Annotated in this window: 16 protein-coding genes; 5 read left to right on the forward strand and 11 right to left on the reverse strand. The window is 39.0% G+C overall.

Annotation, left to right across the window (positions count from 1 at the left end; all coding sequences use genetic code 11):
• Positions 1-22: 22 nt before the first annotated feature.
• The 6 genes from J536_RS16730 to amvA all read right to left on the reverse strand — a co-directional run bounded on the left by J536_RS16730 (position 23) and on the right by amvA (position 8,983).
• A complete protein-coding gene (locus J536_RS16730) occupies positions 23-2,251 on the reverse strand; it encodes a phosphocholine-specific phospholipase C (protein ID WP_032063416.1) in 2,229 nt (742 codons plus the stop codon).
• Between the two features lie 26 nt (positions 2,252-2,277).
• Entirely contained in the window at positions 2,278-2,430 is a 153-nt protein-coding gene (locus tag J536_RS25715) for a hypothetical protein (protein WP_153301268.1), read from the reverse strand.
• Between the two features lie 144 nt (positions 2,431-2,574).
• On the reverse strand, positions 2,575-4,686 hold the full coding sequence (locus J536_RS16735) for a DNA polymerase III subunit gamma/tau (RefSeq protein ID WP_032063417.1): 2,112 nt from the start codon (positions 4,684-4,686) through the stop codon (positions 2,575-2,577).
• A gap of 123 nt (positions 4,687-4,809) precedes the next feature.
• Positions 4,810-5,442, reverse strand: coding sequence for a metalloprotease secretion chaperone CpaB (gene cpaB / locus J536_RS16740; protein ID WP_017480918.1), 633 nt, complete (start codon positions 5,440-5,442; stop codon positions 4,810-4,812).
• Between the two features lie 22 nt (positions 5,443-5,464).
• Complete coding sequence (gene cpaA, locus J536_RS16745; protein WP_032063418.1) at positions 5,465-7,246, reverse strand: metalloendopeptidase CpaA; 1,782 nt, start codon at positions 7,244-7,246, stop codon at positions 5,465-5,467.
• Between the two features lie 258 nt (positions 7,247-7,504).
• Positions 7,505-8,983: a multidrug efflux MFS transporter AmvA gene (gene amvA / locus J536_RS16750; protein WP_032063419.1), complete on the reverse strand. Its 1,479-nt coding sequence runs from the start codon at positions 8,981-8,983 to the stop codon at positions 7,505-7,507.
• A 124-nt stretch (positions 8,984-9,107) separates the two neighbouring features.
• Between amvA and J536_RS16755 the strand changes: the two genes are divergently transcribed.
• Complete coding sequence (locus J536_RS16755; RefSeq protein WP_016145712.1) at positions 9,108-9,686, forward strand: TetR family transcriptional regulator; 579 nt, start codon at positions 9,108-9,110, stop codon at positions 9,684-9,686.
• A 46-nt stretch (positions 9,687-9,732) separates the two neighbouring features.
• On the opposite strand, the gene J536_RS16760 is transcribed toward J536_RS16755, so the two are convergent.
• The 3 genes from J536_RS16760 to J536_RS16770 all read right to left on the reverse strand — a co-directional run bounded on the left by J536_RS16760 (position 9,733) and on the right by J536_RS16770 (position 13,384).
• Positions 9,733-10,992, reverse strand: coding sequence for a serine hydrolase domain-containing protein (locus J536_RS16760; protein WP_032063421.1), 1,260 nt, complete (start codon positions 10,990-10,992; stop codon positions 9,733-9,735).
• Between the two features lie 71 nt (positions 10,993-11,063).
• On the reverse strand, positions 11,064-11,918 hold the full coding sequence (locus J536_RS16765) for a MaoC family dehydratase (protein ID WP_032055783.1): 855 nt from the start codon (positions 11,916-11,918) through the stop codon (positions 11,064-11,066).
• A 74-nt stretch (positions 11,919-11,992) separates the two neighbouring features.
• The gene (locus J536_RS16770; RefSeq protein ID WP_019767650.1) at positions 11,993-13,384 is read right to left on the reverse strand and encodes a 3-oxoacyl-ACP reductase; all 1,392 of its coding nucleotides are present in this window, start codon (positions 13,382-13,384) and stop codon (positions 11,993-11,995) included.
• A gap of 235 nt (positions 13,385-13,619) precedes the next feature.
• On the opposite strand from J536_RS16770, the gene J536_RS16775 reads away from it, so the two are divergent.
• Positions 13,620-15,188 (forward strand): acetyl-CoA C-acetyltransferase, encoded by a 1,569-nt coding sequence (locus J536_RS16775; RefSeq protein ID WP_032055781.1) that lies wholly within the window; start codon positions 13,620-13,622, stop codon positions 15,186-15,188.
• A 64-nt stretch (positions 15,189-15,252) separates the two neighbouring features.
• Here J536_RS16775 and aceI read toward each other — a convergent pair whose 3' ends face one another.
• A complete protein-coding gene (gene aceI, locus J536_RS16780; protein WP_032055780.1) occupies positions 15,253-15,687 on the reverse strand; it encodes a chlorhexidine efflux PACE transporter AceI in 435 nt (144 codons plus the stop codon).
• Positions 15,688-15,777: 90 nt separating this feature from the next.
• Between aceI and J536_RS16785 the strand changes: the two genes are divergently transcribed.
• The 3 genes from J536_RS16785 to leuE all read left to right on the forward strand — a co-directional run bounded on the left by J536_RS16785 (position 15,778) and on the right by leuE (position 18,515).
• The gene (locus J536_RS16785; RefSeq protein WP_005073797.1) at positions 15,778-16,671 is read left to right on the forward strand and encodes a LysR family transcriptional regulator; all 894 of its coding nucleotides are present in this window, start codon (positions 15,778-15,780) and stop codon (positions 16,669-16,671) included.
• Positions 16,672-16,801: 130 nt separating this feature from the next.
• Positions 16,802-17,791: a transaldolase gene (gene tal / locus J536_RS16790; RefSeq protein WP_017387331.1), complete on the forward strand. Its 990-nt coding sequence runs from the start codon at positions 16,802-16,804 to the stop codon at positions 17,789-17,791.
• A 73-nt stretch (positions 17,792-17,864) separates the two neighbouring features.
• The gene (gene leuE, locus J536_RS16795) at positions 17,865-18,515 is read left to right on the forward strand and encodes a leucine efflux protein LeuE (RefSeq protein WP_032055779.1); all 651 of its coding nucleotides are present in this window, start codon (positions 17,865-17,867) and stop codon (positions 18,513-18,515) included.
• Positions 18,516-18,565: 50 nt separating this feature from the next.
• Here leuE and J536_RS16800 read toward each other — a convergent pair whose 3' ends face one another.
• Positions 18,566-19,039 (reverse strand): Lrp/AsnC family transcriptional regulator, encoded by a 474-nt coding sequence (locus J536_RS16800; protein WP_002115169.1) that lies wholly within the window; start codon positions 19,037-19,039, stop codon positions 18,566-18,568.
• Positions 19,040-19,051 lie beyond the last annotated feature (12 nt).

Below are 19,051 nucleotides of genomic sequence, written 5' to 3' on the forward strand. Positions count from 1 at the left end.
GCTCTTTTTGCCTCATTTTAGCTTACATCATTGCAGGGTCACTAAAGGAATCTTCACCCGTTTCGACTCGACCAGCAAAACGTCGGTAATAATATGGATCACTCTGACTGGTGATTTCAAAATCATACCAATGCCCTACATCAGCTAACGCCCAATGTTGCTTAACAACCTGTCCCGCTTTTACGGTAAGTTGCAGCGGCGCATCTTGTCGATATGCACAAGGTTTTACTGTCAATATTGTATCCTTAGTACCATCATTCATAAGTTCGACATAAACATCACCATTGGCAATGTCATAGCACACTCGAATTTCAGGTTTAATACCACTATCAACAATACGTTGAGTATTCCCTTTGAAATGACGATGGTAGCCATTTGGGCCAAGTACCCATAGGTCATAACGGCCCAAGTTATCTTTTAAAGCGTCCCATTCATCATCTAAAGTTTTATTCGGCTCAACAATATAACGCTTTGGAATACGGTCTAAGTTGAGCTTGTCATATACATGGAAAACAGCTGCTTGCTGACCTGTATTAGAGAAAATCAATTGCACTTTACCATCAGTATTACAGCGCGCGCTGGTGTGCAGTTCGTAAGGTAGTGCACGCGACAGACGTATGCCACTTTGCTGAATCGGTAACTTAATATCCGTTGGTACAGGCACAGCTGGCAAAGCTTCTTGATATTCTCTTAACTCATCGGCCTGCACACGTGTTTGTTTACCATTCAGCTGCGGTAAAACATCTGCATTTGGTGTTTTAAAATTAAATGCACTAGTTAAATCGCCACATACTGCACGGCGGTATGGACTGATATTCGGCTCTTTCACACCAAAACGTTTTTCTAAAAACATGAGCACAGAAGTATGATCAAACACTTGAGAGTTCACCCAACCACCACGGCTCCATGGGGAAATCACATATAACGGAACACGAGGGCCTGGTCCATAAACTCGTCCATCAGGTGTAGGCTGTGAATGACTTCCCTCAGGTGCAGCATGATCAAAATATTCGTCCTGCATATCGGCACTACTTAATGTCGATTTACCTGCGTACTGGCCATTTTTGAGTCGAGATGGCGCTGATGGCGACGGCACATGGTCAAAGTAACCATCATTTTCATCGAAATTGATAATGAGTGCTGTTTTACTCCAAACCTCTGGCACGGCAGTTAAAGCATCAATAATTTCTTGAATAAACCAAGCCCCTTGAACTGGGCTTGAAGGGTCTGGATGTTCGCAATAAATCGATGGCGCGTTAATCCAAGAGACTTGAGGTAATTTACCTTCCCGAATGTCGCGTTTAAAAGCGTCAAGATATTCTTCTGGTTTATTGCCCGGTAGCGTATTTGCAATGCCCTTATATAATGGATTTTTGGCATTATCCGTTGCAGCATCATAGGCTTTATAAGGTAGTTTTTGACCCGTATCCGCATACGGTTTATTCGGTTCTCCGCCACTTGCAACCGGATAACCAGAAGCAATGTTCGCCTTTCTAAATGAACGAAATGCCCCAAGCATGTTATCGCCCCATTCATCCGGCATATTTTGATAACAAATCCAACTTACCCCTGCTTCTTCTAAGCGTTCGGCATAAGTTTTCCATGTATAACCACGGTCTGCCGTCGCCGGGTTACCATCAATCCAGTCCCACTCATTGTTTACAAACGAACGCTTGGTCGGTGTTGCACCATTTGTACCAGTTAAATGATAAGAACGGTTTGCATCTGTTCCAGTGTGCATAGAGCAATGGTAGGCATCACAAATCGTAAAAGCATTTGCAAGCGCAAACTGATATGGAATTTCTTTTTCTTTAAAATAACCCATTGAGATATCAGTTTTATGAGTTGGCCAGTTCGCCATACGCCCATTGTCCCAAGCCAGCTGACTGTCGTTCCAAGTATGTGGCGTACCATCTGCACGCTGTGCATTATTGGCTGTACCATCTAAGTGAAAAGGCGTTAAAACTTGCCCATTACTTCTAAGCTGCTCCCACACACGGCGGCCACTTGGCAGTGGAATTGTAAAACGGTCAGCAAAACCTCGAACACCTTTTAACGTTCCAAAGTAATGATCAAAAGATCGGTTTTCCTGCATTAAAATAATAACGTGTTCGACATCCTGAATGGTGCCAGTTTTATTGTTTGCAGGAATTGCTAAAGCTTTTTGAATACTAGATGGGAAAGCTGCCAATGCCGCAGCACCAAAACCCATATTTAAAGAATAATTTAAAAATTTACGACGTGTAATCATGATCAGGTTCTTTTTATTATTTAAGTTTATGGAGCACAGCGCATTACAGGCTTTTTACCTGTATCTGGTGTATTTGAATTATCATTTGCCGAGTCATTACAACCACTCAGCAGAATCGCGCCGATTAATAAAAAATATGAATATTTAAAACTATTTATTCCAGTGCATTGCCTTTTCATAACGATATATAGTCCATTTAAAATCTAAAATGGCTAACATAGAAAAGTACAATGACAGTGACATGACCCAAATATTTCAATCCAGTGAAAAATATGAAAAGTCTATTATTTTCATATTCTGCACCAGATCAAAATCAGATGAATTTAAGGCTTTAATTGAATATTTTGTAGTTCGCCATCAAAAGTTTCTATGAGACTCTTAATAACTGGCTGTTGCTGTAATAGCTCAACTGCTCTATGAAAGGCTTTTTCTTTACGTGCACTTTGAATGGTATAAGGGGTAGATGTATTCAAAGCACCATATTCAACTGTAAATTGAGTATTCGGCCATTGCTCATTTAATGCATCAATAAGGCCTTGTTGTAATTGGGTCAGCATATTTTCATATTCTTGAGGAATATGGAAAATAGTATTGCTACCAATTTCACCAGTCATCACACCATGTTGAGCAAGTTCTTGAACGGCTGGAGAAAGCTGACTATTTCTAAACCAATATTCCCACTTTTCGAGTGTCCACTCACCTTCCAAAACTTGAGGAGAAAGCTTCAAGATATCTTGAGGCATCAACTGACCGTTATAAGTTGCACTAGGCTCTTTTACAACGGCAACTATTTCTGTTTGAACCATTACTTCGGCTTGTACAAATGACTGTTGTTCAATAACAGGTTCAGAAGACAAATCAGGAGTTATAGGCGTATCTTGGCCCAGCGAAAATTCAGCGTTAGGCGTTTGAAATAAATCCATAGGTTCAGCAGTGAAAGCTGGTTCAGGTTCAATATTTTTAGTTTGTGTTTCTGCCTGAACTTGTACTAACTTTTGTTCTGGTACAGGAATGAAATCTTCCTCTAGAACACTAATAGTCTCTTGAACAACTGCTGAATCAAGCCCAATCAGCTCATGATGATTTGGGTCAAATACCATTAAATCCTGATTAGACTGAGGTTCAGGTTCAGGTTCAGGTTCAGGTTCAGGTTCAGGTTCAGGTTCAGGTTCAGGTTCAGGTTCAGGTTCAGGTTCAGGTTCAACCATAGCGGGTTGGTTAATAACTTCAACAGGCTGAACCGTATTTACCGGAGTAATCTCCTGAGCTGTTTGCTGGACTTGTTGATTTAGCCCTACCATTGCTTGCTCATTTTGTTGAACAGACTCTGATACTAAAATTTCATTAGGCGCTAAAGGACGGAATGCCAACAAGCGTAAAACACACATTTCAAAACCTTGCTCTTGCGTCACGGCAAGTTGCAAGTCTGAACGTCCTTTACATGCGATTTGGTAATAAAGCTGTAAATCTTGAGCAGAAATCAGCTTAGACAATTGCATGATTTTGCGATTGATTTCATCGCTATATTTCAAACTCAAATCAGGTAGATATTGCAAAATTGCCAATTCATGCAATGTCGAAATGAGCTGATCAAGCACAAGTGAAACATCTAGCGCTTGATGTCTAAATTGCAATAAAAGCTGACTAACTTTCTCACGTTGATTTTGATGAATCGCCAAAATCAAATCATAAATGATCGTACGATCAATCAAACCCAGCATTTCTTTAACATCTTGATGATGTACTGAACCTTGACCATAAGCAATGGCTTGGTCAGTTAAAGATAATGCATCACGCAGTGAACCTTGAGCAGATTCAGCAATTTGCCAAATTGCATCTTGGTCAGCAGTAATCTGTTCTTTTTCGAGAATAGCGCCAAGATGCTTGGTAATTTCATCGACAGCCAAAGGCCGTAAAGTAAATTGCAAACAACGTGAAATAACTGTAATCGGTAGCTTTTGTGGGTCAGTCGTAGCAAATAGAAACTTAACGTGTTCTGGTGGTTCTTCTAGTGTTTTTAATAACGCATTAAAAGAATGCGTCGATAGCATATGTACTTCGTCAATCAGGTAAACCTTAAAACGTCCTTGCGTTGGCGCATACGGAACGTTGTCTAAAAGTTCACGCGTATCTTCTACCTTTGTTCTTGAAGCAGCATCAATTTCGATCAGGTCAATAAAACGGCCTTCATTTACCGCTTTACACGTTGCACAGACTTCACATGGCGTAGAAGTCACACCCGTTTCGCAGTTCAAACACTTGGCTAAAATACGTGCAATTGTAGTTTTACCTACACCACGCGTTCCTGTAAATAAATAAGCATGGTGAAGACGACCGCGTTCCAATGCACTACTTAATGCACGAGAAACATGGTTTTGCCCCACTAACTCATTGAAATTACGTGGACGGTATTTTCTAGCAAGTACTTGATACATGTATGCTCCTTGTTACAGGCATAAGCATACTTTGTTTTTAAAAGAGTGTGAACGCATAAAGCTCATATCCGTACAGATAAACTGCGAACTGGCTTCTTTTCTCTACCAGAACTGTTTATTTGTCTAAGGATGATCATGATGAAGCTCCTGATCTGTAACACCCTCATCCATCGTTTGCACGAGCCCCACACCATCCTTAATTTCAGCCGAATAATTTCCCTTCTCGGTAAAAATTTGCATGATCGTATAATGGTCTTTTTGACTTTGAGTAATGGTAAAGAAATTTTGATTCGGATCGCCCTGATCAAATTTACCGGTCCACCGAACAATATCTTGGTCAACAGGTTCGATTTCTACAATTTTACCCGTGCGATTAATGCCATATTCCAACATTTGGAACTTAACAGTGTCACCCACTTTTTTAAGTTCAATCACATTTGGATCATATTTAATGACCATACCTTCTGCATTTTTAATTAGTGGAAAATTAACATTAGAAGGCAGTTGATCCTTTTCTATTTCATTAAAAACAATCTGTTGCTGAGACAATCTTTCTTTTTCGGACGAACTCAAATTCAGTATATTTTGACGAGCAAATTCATTCTGATTATCTGCCAGTTTTTGCCCAGTCCCTTGCCCATTTTCTGAAGACGATGTTAAAGCAGAAGAGCTTTGCTGTGAAAAGGCAAACCAGATTAAAACTGCTAACGCCACACAAGCGATAGCAGTTCCTATTAACAATTTATTTTTCTTCATTATTTACAGCTAAAAATAGAGATTAGTTATATAGAGAAATTTTCTGTGCATTCAGATTAATGACACTGACCGCATCAATTTTTCCTTCTACACCTAAACGTACACCATATTTAGGGTTATATAGATAGGGACTCGAATAAAAATTAATGTTATTACCACCCATTGCAGTACTTCCTAAAGGATGAGCAAAGCCTGAACCAATATTGGTTGAGCCATTATGGTATAGGCCAAGATTATGCCCAACTTCATGACGCATAGCAGCGAAAGAACAACCTGCAATATCATTTGCACCAATCATGTTATATGCAGAAGCATTAATCCAAGCCCAACCACAACCACCGTCACCAGGTTCATTACCTTGATAATAAACACCGTCTGCCAATACACGTTTACGCTCATTTTGTACCGTGGTGTCATCTCGTCCAGACGAGATTGCTTCTTTTAAAGTGGTAGCAGGGATTTTATAAGTTAGATAACCTACATCTCTTAAATAAAAACGTGCATTCGAATTTTCAGCAGTTAAATTCGTTAAATTTACGCCTTCAATCATTCTAAGTTTTGCAGCGCTCTCTCCTAAAATTGAGTTTACCTCTGGGCTAGAAACCAACAACATATCAATTGTATAACTATCTACGGTCCAGCCTTGAGCGGTGTATATAAAACGGCGATTTTCACCATTTTTAATTGCGGTAGACAAGCCATTAGCAGCATTAATATAGGTGTCTGCCGATGCATTTGACACAATAACAACTTTATCGCCGACTTGAGCTTTAGCAGGTAGTTGTAAGGTTGGCTGCCAATTTGAGGTAGAAAGTTTTACCTTTAAAGTAGGCTGAGTCATATTCGGTAAAGTTGCAGGGATTGTTGCGGCTGAATCAATCACCTTTGTAGGTGAAGAGATCAACTGCCAATATCCTTTGTCGCTTACATACATAAACTCATATTGATCGCCTGTTTTAAGCGTTAGGGTCGCTTGGCTATTAATATTGGTATTATTAATTTTTGCAGACCAAGTCGCTGTAGACTTAATAATAATTTTATCTCGATCACTTGCAGTGGTCGGCAAAGTGAAATTGGAAACCCAGTTTCCATCTCCAAATGAAATTTCTGTAAGTGGACTATTAACTGTCGCTAATGATGTTCCAATTTGCTGAACATTTAACTTCTGTGGTTTTATATATTCTGGAACCCATTTTCCTAAAGCAGAATAATATTTAAACCAATATTCAGATCCATTTTTTAATATAAAACTGCTCGGGAATAGTAAGTTTGTTTTATCAATGTCCGAACTTGCACTTGCTGTAGAAACAACTTGTACGGTTGTTCCATCACGTACATCACTCGGTAATGCTATGGTTTGTGCCCATTTGTCATTTTGAATAAATACTTTTTGCATTGATGCAGTTGTTAATGGAACGACTTCATAGGTCGCACCATTAGTAGGACTCACTGTCGCTAACTGAGCGATCCATTTATTTTGACTACTATTAAAGATGAATTGGTAAACATCACCACTATTTATCTTTAAAACCTCTAACGGAATATTGGTATTAGAAGTATCTAAATAACTACTATAGGCAGCACTAGAACGAATTGTAATTTTGTCCAAATTATTAGCGCTTGTGGGTAAAGTAAGGTTTTTGACCCAATTCCCATTTGCTAGATTAAATTCTAAATCTGAATAACCGGATGGAATTGATCCACTATTATTATTCTGATTTGGTGAAAGTACAGTTGCGGCATATACAAGTGAAGACGCAACAATTGCTCCAATAATGAGTGATGTTTTTAATTTAAAATTCACAGCAGCCTCTTTTATTTGTTTTTAGATTTTTCGAATAGCAGGTTAGCAAACCATTTTTACGCAGTCAATTTCACAACAATTAATTTTTCATTAAATTTCAATTACATGACTACTGAATCATTTTGAAATAAAAATATGAACCTTTTTAAAGAATAGTTTATTTATGAGAATTAAATAACCAATTTTTAATATGTAGAAAATATTAAAAAGATATTTAAGGATAAAAAGAAAGGTAGTGTCTCTTTTTATCCTTTAATTTTAATTTACTTTCTTTGGAAAGCTCAACCAGACAAATACAGTTAAAAGGAAGAAACAAATAGCTGAAATGGTAAGCACCCAACTATGCGCATAGCTAAAAGCTTGCTGCGCAACTGCAATTAATTGCCCTCCTAAAGGATTTTCAAGGTTAGATGCTAATTGCATGGTTTCACCAATCGAGATACTCGCTTTTTCAATTAAGTCCGTTGGAAGCTGTTCTGGCAAAATAATTGAACGACTATAAAACCAAGATAACATTAACCCAAATATAGCAACGCCCAAACCAGCCCCAAGCTCGTAAGCCATCCCTTCAATGGCACCTGCTGCACTCGCCTTTTGCGGAGGTACAGATGACATAATCGCAGCAGTTGAAGCAAGTAAGGCAATCTCAATGCTAAAGCCTAAAAAGACCATACACGTCCATGCTAAAAAGTGGTCGGTCGAAAAGTTAAGCTGGGCAAGTCCCCATAGACTAAATCCACTTATTAAAATACCAACAATAGATACAAGTCTAAGCCCCCATTTATTTAAACAAATTCCAGCTAATGGACCACCTAAACTAATCGCAATCATGAATGGAATAATAAACATGGCTGCCTGTAATGGAGAAAAACCATGTACAAACTGCAACTCTTGAGACAAGAGTAATTCAAAACCAACCAAAGCAATCATAGAAACAACAGCCATGACAATGCTGGTAGAAATCACTGGATGTTTAAACAATTCCAGATCAATCATTGGCGTCGTAGCTCTTTTTTGGCTTCGAATGAAGTGGATTAAAGTACTTATACCAATTACAAACATCACGACTGTAAGTACCGAGAAGTTATACATTGCCGATTTGATTGAATAGATCAGGCTTAAAATGGCTACAACCAAGATTAAAGCTTGTCCTAAATTAATTGGCTGATCAGTCTTCTCTTGTTGTTTAGGAATGATCATCACAATCATGACCAGAACCACTAAAATAATCGGGATATTGATAAGGAATACAGCTCCCCAATGGAAGTGTTCTAGTACAAAACCACCGACTAATGGACCAAAAGCTGCTCCACCACCACCCACTGTAGACCAAAGACCAAGTGCAAAATTTCTCTGCTTTTCTTCGGTAAAGGCATTACGGATGCCGGATAAAGTGGCAGGAATAAGCATAGCTGCCCCTAGCCCTAAGACAGCACGAGAAGCAATTAAGGCATAGGCAGTTGGAGAAAAAGCCGCAGCTAACGAACCCACACCAAAAACTGCGGTTCCTATAAATAATAATTTTTTAAAGCCGATACGATCACCGAGTGCACCCATTGGCAAAATCAAACCCGCCATAATCAGTGAATAAATATCAATAACCCATAAAAGCTGATTGGCAGTTAAATTCAATGCTGCACTTAAAGATGGTGTTGCAACATGCATCACCGTTGCATCAATCGTAACCGGTAAATAAATAAGGACGATAATTGTCAGGATTAACCATTTTTTTTGCATAACGCTCTTCAATATCCAAAACTTGGACATGTGTTCAAATTATGGTTATTATATACACAATTGGACACTTGTCCAACTTTTAGTTTTAATGTAATTTATGTCAAATTCATTCAGATGAAAAAACATGGCCTATCTTAATCGCGATCAACGCAGAGAAATGATTCTGCAAGCTGCCATGCAAGTTGCTTTGGCTGAAGGTTTTACAGCCATGACGGTACGTAGAATCGCAACAGAAGCACAAACCTCTACCGGACAAGTTCACCACCACTTTTCTTCGGCATCTCATTTAAAAGCTGAAGCTTTTTTAAAGCTGATGGAACAGCTCGATGAAATTGAACAAACTCTCCAAACAACCAGCCAATTTCAAAGACTCTTCATCCTATTGGGTGCAGAAAATATCGACAAACTTCAGCCCTACTTACGTTTATGGAATGAAGCTGAACTATTGATTGAGCAAGATGCAGAAATACAAAAGGCTTATAACCTTGCCATGCAAAGTTGGCATGAAACAATTGTGCAAGCGATTGAGTGTGGCCAAAAAGAAGGTGAATTTAAAAACAGATCAAATTCCACAGACATTGCATGGCGACTCATTGCCTTTGTTTGCGGCTTAGAAGGTATTTATAAACTTGGTTTACATGGTTTAGCTGAAGAAGACTTCAAGCGCCATACCGAAGCGATTATTCGCCTAGAATTATTATAAATGTTGAGCTGGCATTGATTAGAATGCCAGCTTTAAAATACTAAAATTAGAACCAGCCTTTACGACCTTTTAAAATTTGGTCGATGCAACGTAAGGCTTCTTGGGTCAGCCCCCACAAACGATAATCGCCTGTAATTGAACCAATCTGGAAGTTATGGGTATAGGCAAAGCTAAGATCACGCTCAGGATCGCACCACGCTCCTGAACCATTGTAACCAATATGCCCAAAACCATTTTTTGCACGTTTGCCCATGGTAATAATACGGTGATATCCTAAGCGCCAATTCATCGGTATTGGCATGACACGATCACGTGCATAACTTTGAATAGTACTAAGTTCTTTAAATACTTCTGGGCGAATAAGTTGCTGTCCATCCCATTCACCTTGATTTGCTAGCATCGCATAAATTTTAGCAAGACTATTTGCAGTAAATGTGCCGTTTGCTGCTGGAATGACTGCTTGCAACCCCTCGTCACTAAAGAAACTAAGATGTTTCATTCCTTTTGGAATCATGGCATCTTGAAAGTCTTGAGGGTCTTGTCCAGTCCACGTAATCATTTTTTCAGAGAGTGAACTCTTGCGCGTCTGTGGCTTTTTAGGTTTTTCAACTTGAGTAGACGCTGGTTTTTTTGGTTTTGGTTGAATAATTAAACGTGCTACACGATCCAACTCATTTTCAGGCGTCCCAAAATAAGCACCGTCTAACTGCAACGGTTCAACAAGATATTTTTGCATGAGCTGATCTAAAGATTGACCAGTTGCTTTTTCAAGTACACCACCCACAAGCCAACCAAATGTTAAAGCTTGATAAGCATTACCCTCTCCTGCAAGAAATCTTGGCTTAGTCGCCGCGACCACATCTAACATATGTGACCAGTCGAGCATTTCTCGCGCACTTTCGATGATATTTCGCACATCAAACATGCCGCTTTGATGGCTGAGCACATGACGCAATGTCATTTGCTCTTTTCCATTTTGAGCAAACTCAGGCCAATAAGTCGAAATTGGTTTGTCGTATTCTAAAAAACCTTCACTTACTAAAATATGCGCTAAAGTTGCAAGTATGCCCTTACCTGTAGAATAGCAGACTGCCAATGTGTCAGGTTGCCAAGCTTCAGTTTGTGATTTTAGACCGGTGTAGATATCTACAACTTTCTGACCTCTAAAATAAACCGCTAAAGCAGCTCCACCTTGTCCTGTTCTAGCATCTTGAAGACGGCTAAACTGGTGAGCTAAATCAATAAAACGTTCATCTAAAATACCGTGATAGTTATGGGTATCGGCCAGTAAAATTTCTTTAATCACATGAAGTTCCTTGCATTTTTTGTTATTTTGCTCAAAAGCAGCCCAAACCTCTGTTCAGGCTGCTGATATTTTTATAATGCTTTTACAGTTCCTGCAACATGTGGTTTTTGTGATTTGGCATTACGAATCAAGAAATCAGTCTTTTTATCTGCATTTGCAGTTAAAAACTCAACTTTTGACGGTAAGAACATTGGTAGCTTAAACCATACATCTGCTTCATAAGCATTTGGTAATTCAAGGTTTGCTAATGCTTTAGCTTTGCTCCACATACCATGCGCAATGGCTTGCTTAAAGCCAAATGCTTTTGCAGTGATGGCATGAATATGAATTAAGTTAAAATCACCAGACACTTTCGCATAACGGCGGCCTGTGTTTTCTAAAATATTCCACTCTGCCTTTGGAACATAAGCTGGTGCTTGTTCTTCTTTGACTTTCTCACCTACTCTTTTCTCAACTTTTTGGCGAGATAAATAAGTCGTTAAGCCTTCCATCACCACTTCATTGCCAACTTTTGCCGTGGTAATAAAGTCGAACTGAGCACCTTTATCATGCGGTTTTAGTTCCCCAAATTTACATGACAAAGTTAATTTTTCAGTCACAGCAATTGGTCTGGTCTGTTTAATCTGGTTACGAATATGGACTAAACCTAAAATTGGAAATGGGAATGCTTCTGCCGTCATCATGTGCATTTGCAAACTTTGAGAAAGCACCGCTAAATAAATTGCTGGTACAAAGCCATTATTTTGAAAGCCACATACTTCGTTATAAGCTTTGAGGTGGTTCTGATCAATTTCTAGGGTATCTACCACATATTCAACTTGCGGTAATATTTTTGGGCCTTTCGGCTTTTTAAAAATTAAACCTTGCACTACTTTTGGATAAGCCAATGCCGCTTTTGGTAGCTGGCTAAAATGACGAGTATTCATACCTAACCTTTTATAATTTATAGATTCTTGAATAAAAAAGGGATGCACAAGCACCCCTATTTAGCTAAAAGTGCTTAAGCGCCCAACAAGCTTTGACCACATACACGCACAACGTTGCCATTTACCCCTGTAGAAGCAGTTGATGCAAACCATGCAATTGTTTCTGCTACATCAACAGGTAAACCACCTTGTTGCATTGAGTTCATACGGCGACCAGCTTCACGAATTGCAAATGGAATTGCCGCAGTCATTTGAGTTTCGATAAAGCCGGGTGCTACTGCGTTAATGGTAATACCATTTTTTAAGATAGGCGCAGTAAATTTCACTAGACCAATCACACCTGCTTTCGACGCAGCATAGTTTGTTTGACCAAGATTACCCGCAATACCACTAATTGATGATACACAAACAATACGGCCATTTGCATTTAGACCATCGTTTTCTAACAAGTAGTCATTTACGCGTTCAGCAGCAGACAAGTTAATATTAATTACCAAATCCCAAAGCTCTGGCTTCATGTTTGCCAAAGTTTTGTCACGTGTAATACCTGCGTTATGAACGATAATATCTAAACCGCCTTGTTTTGCAGCAGCAGTTTTAATTTTTTCGCCCGCATCAGCAGCTGTAATGTCAATTGCCAATGTAGAACCGCCAATATCAGCCGCTACACGGTCAAGGTCAGCCTGTTGTTGTGGTACATCTAGACAAATAACATGCGCACCGTCACGCGCCAACACATGTGCAATCGCCTCACCAATACCACGGCTTGCACCAGTTACTAACGCAGTTTTTCCAGCAAGTGGTTTTGCCCAATCAACATCAACTACATCTGCTTTAGATACACGAATCACTTGACCAGATACATAAGCTGAACGTGGAGAAAGTAAGAAACGTAATGTTGATTCAAGGTTTGCAGCAGCACCTTCGTCTACATATACAACTTGAGCAGTAATACCCTTTTTAAATTCTTTACCTACAGATTTGATAAAGCCTTCAAGTGCACGCTGAGCAATCGCCTGTTTTACAGTTTTTGCAGTTTCAGGAGTTGTACCAATCACAATCACTCGACCAGAAGTCGCAACTTGACGTGCAATCGGGTTAAAGAATTTATAAAGTTCATTTAACTGTTCTGAGTTTTGAATACCAGATGCATCAAATACAACTGCTTTGAATTTTGATTCTTTATCGCCTGCATTGAATGGACGTAAATTTAAACCAACTTTTGCAGCTTCTTGTTGCAAAGCAACGTTATTGCCTACATAGCTATCTGCATGAACATTGCTAAGTACTTGTGCAATCGCACCAGACAATACACTTGACGGCGCTGCGCCAACCAATACTGCACCATTCACTACTGGCTGAGCACTTTCAAAACGCTCTAATACAACTGGCGATGGTAAACCCAGATTTTTAACAACGAATTTACCAATAGGAGATTGTGTAAATGCTTGGTATTGATCAGTCATGATTATTATCTCTCAAAGAAATGAATTTTCTACGACAGGCTTCATTATGTTATGAGATGGATAGAAACAATATGAAAGCAGTCGTTCATTAGAGTTACTCCAAATCATACTTGACTTCATCTTTGGATGTCTTGACCTGAATGCTATCTACAATGTCATTCTAGTCAATACAGGTCTATTTGAATTGTGTTAAGGTAGCTTACAAGAATATCGTTATTATGCTTGGAAAAGCCTTATGAGCAAACCAACTCAAGAAAATCCAGCAGTCGAAAATTCTGCTCAGGAAAAAGTGTCAAATACATCAAAGTCGGCTTCTAACACGGCTAAGCGTAACAGCACTACTCCTAAAGCAGCAACTAATACATCAAAAACGACACGTACTCGTTCAACGACTGCACCTGCACGTAGCCCTCGCACCAAGAGCGCGGCTACAGCAACTACTTCTACATCTTCAAATGTAGCTGCAGCACCAAAAGCAACAAAAACCAAAACTTCTGTTCAACAGGATAAAACCATGAGCCAAAACACTGTTCGCCGCGTTGCAATTATTGGTGGCAACCGTATTCCATTTGCACGTTCAAATACTGCTTATTTTAAAGCGTCTAATTCTGACATGCTGACAGCAGCATTGAATGGTTTGGTTGAGCGCTTTAACTTACAAGGTAAGCGTATTGGTGAAGTCGTTGCTGGTGCTGTTTTAAAACACAGCCGTGACTTTAATATGACTCGCGAAGTTGTATTGAGCACAGATCTTGCTCCTGAAACTCCTGCTTATGACATTCAAATTGCTTGTGGTACAGGTTTACAAGCAGCTTTTGTTGTTGCAAACAAAATTGCGCTTGGTCAAATCGATGTAGGTATTGCAGGTGGCGTAGATACAACTTCTGACGCTCCTATCGCTGTGGGTGATGGTTTACGTAAAGTTTTACTTGAGCTCAATGTAGCTAAAACAGGTAAAGACCGCCTTAAAGCTTTAACAAAAATTGATTTTAAAAAGCTTCTTGATGCACCAAGCAACGGTGAACCGCGTACTGGCCTTTCAATGGGTGAGCACCAAGCAATCACTGCTTTAGAATGGGGTATCACTCGCGAAGCACAAGACGAGCTAGCTGCAAGCAGCCATCAAAAACTTGCTGCTGCTTATGAGCGTGGTTTCTTTGATGACTTAATGACTCCTTTCTTAGGTCTTAACCGTGACAACAACTTACGTGCAGACAGCACAGTTGAAAAACTTGCTAAATTGAAGCCAGTTTTCGGTAAAGGCGAAACTGCAACAATGACAGCGGGTAACTCAACTCCGTTGACTGATGGTGCTTCTGTGGTATTGCTTGCTTCTGAAGAATGGGCAAAAGAAAACGGTCATGAAGTTTTAGCATACCTTTCTTTCTCTGAAACAGCAGCTGTTGACTTTATTGGTAAGAACGGTCCTAAAGAAGGTTTGTTAATGGCCCCTGCTTATGCGGTGCCTCGCATGCTTAAGCGTGCAAACCTTAAACTTCAAGACTTCGATTTCTATGAAATCCATGAAGCATTCGCATCTCAAGTGTTATCTACTTTGAAAGCTTGGGAAGATGAAAAATTCTGTAAAGAGCGTCTTGGTTTAGATGCACCTTTGGGTTCAATTGACCGTTCTAAACTGAACGTAAATGGTTCATCTTTAGGTGCAGGCCATCCATTTGCTGCAACTGGTGGTCGTATCTTAGCAACTGCTGCTAAATTGATTAATCAAAAAGGTTCAGGCCGCGCATTAATCTCGATCTGTACAGCAGGTGGTGAAGGTGTGGTTGCGATTGTAGAAAAATAATTTCTATAACGACCTAACAAAATAAGCACCCATTTGGGTGCTTATTTCATTTCAATAGATTAGCTTAATGAAGTGATGCAGCTTTGGCATCTGGGAAAAATTTATCTTCAATATGGTCATAGCACCACTGGAAAATAAAGGTATAAACCAAAATACATAAGGTTAAACCAATATCTAAAATAAGTGCATCAATGACACTCATCTGAAGCATATATGCAATCATTGGTACAGTTGCAATCAGCAAACCACCTTCAAAACCAATCGCATGTAAAATCCGCACAGCGATCGTTCTTTCCCAATTATATTTATGCTCTACTTTTTCAAAATAGTGGTTAAAAATCATGTTCCAGAAAACTGAAACCACTGCCATAAACACACCGAGTGTACCGGTTACGTCCATTGGCATATCAAAAATAAAACTTAATGCAATCGCAATGATGACCAATAAAATTCCTTCATAACTGATTGCATGAATGAGCCTTCTCTTGGAAATCAACATTTTTAAATACTCAATAATAACTTGGATAATGTGCATTTTATTTTTATAATATTGATTAATCTAATCAGGTTCTTTCAGTTTTTTTGACAGATGAATATTAATCAAGAACAACTACTCATGTTTCAAGCCGTGATTGAGACCGGCTCTTTTTCTGCAGCAGCTCGTAAACTTGGCAAAGTTCCTTCGGCTGTAAGCATGTCTATTGCCAACTTAGAGATTGATCTAGACTTAACTTTATTTGACCGTAAAGGCCGCGAACCCGTCCCTACTGACGAAGCACGGGTTTTATATGAAAAGACCTCTCAGCTTTTGATTGAGATGAATCAATGGAAACAGCATGCCCACGCCTTAAGTACAGGGTTAGAAGCTAATTTAACTATTGTGATTGTGTCTGAACTTTTACACACCAATTGGACAGACTATATTTGTCTTCTAGAGAGCCGTTTTCCAGACCTACAAATTAATATTGTCTCTGCCCCTCAAGAAGATGCTCTGCAAATGTTATTAGACGGGTCTGCCCAACTTGCACTGATGTTTGAACGCGAGCACCTAGATAACAGAGAACAATTCGTAGAGCTCAAGCAGGAAGCTCTAATTCCAGTTATTTCAAACAGCCATCCTCTAGCAAGCCAAAATCAGGTTTCTTATGAGCAGATCCTCACTACACGACAAATTGTAGTTGCAAGCCGAGATGAGACGTTAAAACCAGAATTACTTTTTTCGAAACATTATTGGCGCACCGATAACCACCACTCCGCTTGTTTAATGATCTTGCGCAATTTGGGTTGGGGTGTACTTCCTCAAGAAATGTTTAAAGAAAATCCTGAATTAAAAAATAAACTTAAAGTATTGGATTTATTAGATTTCACTCCCCGATTTGAATATTATGTCGACTTGGTATGGAGTCGAGAAAGTGAGCTTGGTGCCGCTGCTAGATTTTTGATTGAACATATCCGCAAGCAACGAATGCAACCACTACCTTAAAAATATTTCAAATTAGATGCAGAACCTAAACGTTTTTCTTTGAAATATAACAATTGATATATCGACAGCATGAATAGACTTTGTGCTATAAAGAAAAGATAAGATTTATTACCGAAGATGTTGAATATCAATGACTCATACAGCACTTGACCAATTAAAAACATTAACGACCGTTGTTGCCGACAGTAGTGACCTTGATGCAATTCGTAAATTCCGTCCATTAGACGCAACGACTAACCCTTCATTGATTACGGCAGCAGCAGAACAACCAGAAAGCAAAGAGCTGATTGAAGATGCTTATTATCAAGCCAAAGAAGAAGGCTATAGCAACGATGAGTTAATCGAAAGAACCATTGATATTTTAACCGTAAAATTTGGCGTAGAAATTTTGAAACTCATTGAAGGCCGTGTTTCTACAGAAGTTGATGCTGCTCTCTCATATGACACCGAAGCAACCATTAAAAAAGCGCATGAATTATGTGAACTTTACAAAGGTTATGGTATTGATCAGTCACGTATTCTGATTAAAATCGCGTCGACTTGGGAAGGCATTCAAGCTGCTAAGGTACTTGAAGCTGAAGGGATCGCTTGTAACCTGACTCTGCTTTTCGGTTTACACCAAGCGCAAGCATGTGCAGATGCTAAAGTGACTTTAATCTCACCATTTGTCGGCCGTATCTTAGACTGGTACAAAAAGGCTGAAGGTGTAGATGCTTACCCAATCGAAAAAGACCCAGGCGTAGTTTCAGTTAAGAAAATCTACACTTACTACAAACAGCAAAACATTCCAACTCAAGTGATGGGTGCGAGCTTCCGTAGTATTGATCAAGTGCTTGGTTTAGCTGGATGTGATTTACTAACCATCTCGCCAAGCTTACTTACCCAGCTTGAGCAAGATACCCGTACAGTCGATGCGGCACTTGATGCATCTCAAGCAAAACAAGCAGAAGCGATTGTTAGACCAGCTCAAGATGAGCAAAGTTTTAAAGATGAACTTAACCATGACTTAATGGCATTCCAGCTTTTACAAGGTGGTGTTGATGGCTTTATTAAAGCACGAGATCAATTAAGCCTTTTGTTACGTCAGTCTTTTGGAATTGATGCGGAAATAAAATCTTAAAAAACTGCACTTTTCATACAAAATTGCCGATTTTTGTTATCATGACAAAAATCGGTTTTTTATTGGGTTTCTCGTGTTCGGCATAACAGATTTAACAACATATATTATTGGTACATTCCTAATTGTGTTATTGCCAGGACCCAATTCTCTTTATGTGATGTCAATTGCTTCACGCTACGGGATTAAAACCGGATATATGGGTGCATTCGGTATTTTCACTGGTGACCTTATTTTAATGCTCTGTACCGTACTGGGTGCTGCTTCTCTACTTAAGGCATTCCCATGGATATTTGTCATTCTTAAATTAACAGGTGCACTTTATTTATCTTATTTAGGCTTTAAACTATTACAAGGCAGTATTCAACGCTGGAAACAACGTAATCAAACTCAACCAGAAATGGCTGATTTACCTGCTTTAGATAAAATTCATCCTTATAAAACAGCACTCAGTATTAGTTTACTCAATCCTAAAGCGATTTTATTTTTCCTCTCTTTCTTTGTTCAATTTGTTGAACCAGATTATGCTTATCCTGCTCTGAGCTTTTTAATTTTAGCAATTATTTTACAGATCATTAGCTTTAGTTATTTAACTGCATTAATCTTCTCTGGAATTAAACTCTCGGCATTTTTTAAAGAGAACCATAAAATTGCAGCAAGCGGAATCTTTTTAGTCGGAATTCTATTTTTCGGATTTGGTTTAAAACTAGCAACCTCAACGATTTAATTATTTTAATCTAATAACTTTTGCATTAGAAAGTTAAAACATATGAACTGCTAAAAGTCCAGCATGCCATCTGTTTTAACTTCATTAAGTACAAAAAAAGTTCTGACTTGTCTTACCCCAGGTAAAGCAATAATCTTTTCACTATGAAATCGGTTAAACGCTGCTAAATCTTTAACACGAATTTTTAGAAAATAATCGACTTCTCCGGCCACCAGATAACACTCTAAAACATTTTCCAAATCACCCGAAGCTTGTTCAAATGCTTGAAAGCTGTCAGGGGTTGAACGATCCAAAACTACACCGACTAACACCACAGTACCACGTTGAACCGTATTGGGATTGATCCGAGCACGAACATCCAAGATTGCTCCAATCTTAAAAAGACGCTGAGTATGATTCCAACAAGATGATGTACTAATACCTACTAGTTTTGCCAATTCAGCATTACTTAAACGCCCATTTTCCTGTAAGGCACGCATAATTTTCAGTTCTAGTGGAGTTAAATTTTCAGCTTTCTCATCCATAAAATAATATTC

This window comes from Acinetobacter sp. 809848, from assembly GCF_000581275.1.
GTDB lineage: Bacteria > Pseudomonadota > Gammaproteobacteria > Pseudomonadales > Moraxellaceae > Acinetobacter > Acinetobacter pittii.

Bases quoted from the DNA above. Each gene is read 5' to 3' on its own strand.
- J536_RS16775 (WP_032055781.1), top strand. From the start codon at position 13,620: ATGAGCAAACCAACTCAAGAAAATCCAGCAGTCGAAAATTCTGCTCAG.
- J536_RS16730 (WP_032063416.1), bottom strand. From the start codon at position 2,251: ATGATTACACGTCGTAAATTTTTAAATTATTCTTTAAATATGGGTTTT.
- tal (WP_017387331.1), top strand. From the start codon at position 16,802: ATGACTCATACAGCACTTGACCAATTAAAAACATTAACGACCGTTGTT.
- aceI (WP_032055780.1), bottom strand. From the start codon at position 15,687: ATGTTGATTTCCAAGAGAAGGCTCATTCATGCAATCAGTTATGAAGGA.
- amvA (WP_032063419.1), bottom strand. From the start codon at position 8,983: ATGCAAAAAAAATGGTTAATCCTGACAATTATCGTCCTTATTTATTTA.
- J536_RS25715 (WP_153301268.1), bottom strand. From the start codon at position 2,430: ATGAAAAGGCAATGCACTGGAATAAATAGTTTTAAATATTCATATTTT.
- J536_RS16735 (WP_032063417.1), bottom strand. From the start codon at position 4,686: ATGTATCAAGTACTTGCTAGAAAATACCGTCCACGTAATTTCAATGAG.
- J536_RS16770 (WP_019767650.1), bottom strand. From the start codon at position 13,384: ATGACTGATCAATACCAAGCATTTACACAATCTCCTATTGGTAAATTC.
- J536_RS16755 (WP_016145712.1), top strand. From the start codon at position 9,108: ATGGCCTATCTTAATCGCGATCAACGCAGAGAAATGATTCTGCAAGCT.
- J536_RS16765 (WP_032055783.1), bottom strand. From the start codon at position 11,918: ATGAATACTCGTCATTTTAGCCAGCTACCAAAAGCGGCATTGGCTTAT.
- cpaB (WP_017480918.1), bottom strand. From the start codon at position 5,442: ATGAAGAAAAATAAATTGTTAATAGGAACTGCTATCGCTTGTGTGGCG.
- J536_RS16785 (WP_005073797.1), top strand. From the start codon at position 15,778: ATGAATATTAATCAAGAACAACTACTCATGTTTCAAGCCGTGATTGAG.
- J536_RS16800 (WP_002115169.1), bottom strand. From the start codon at position 19,039: ATGGATGAGAAAGCTGAAAATTTAACTCCACTAGAACTGAAAATTATG.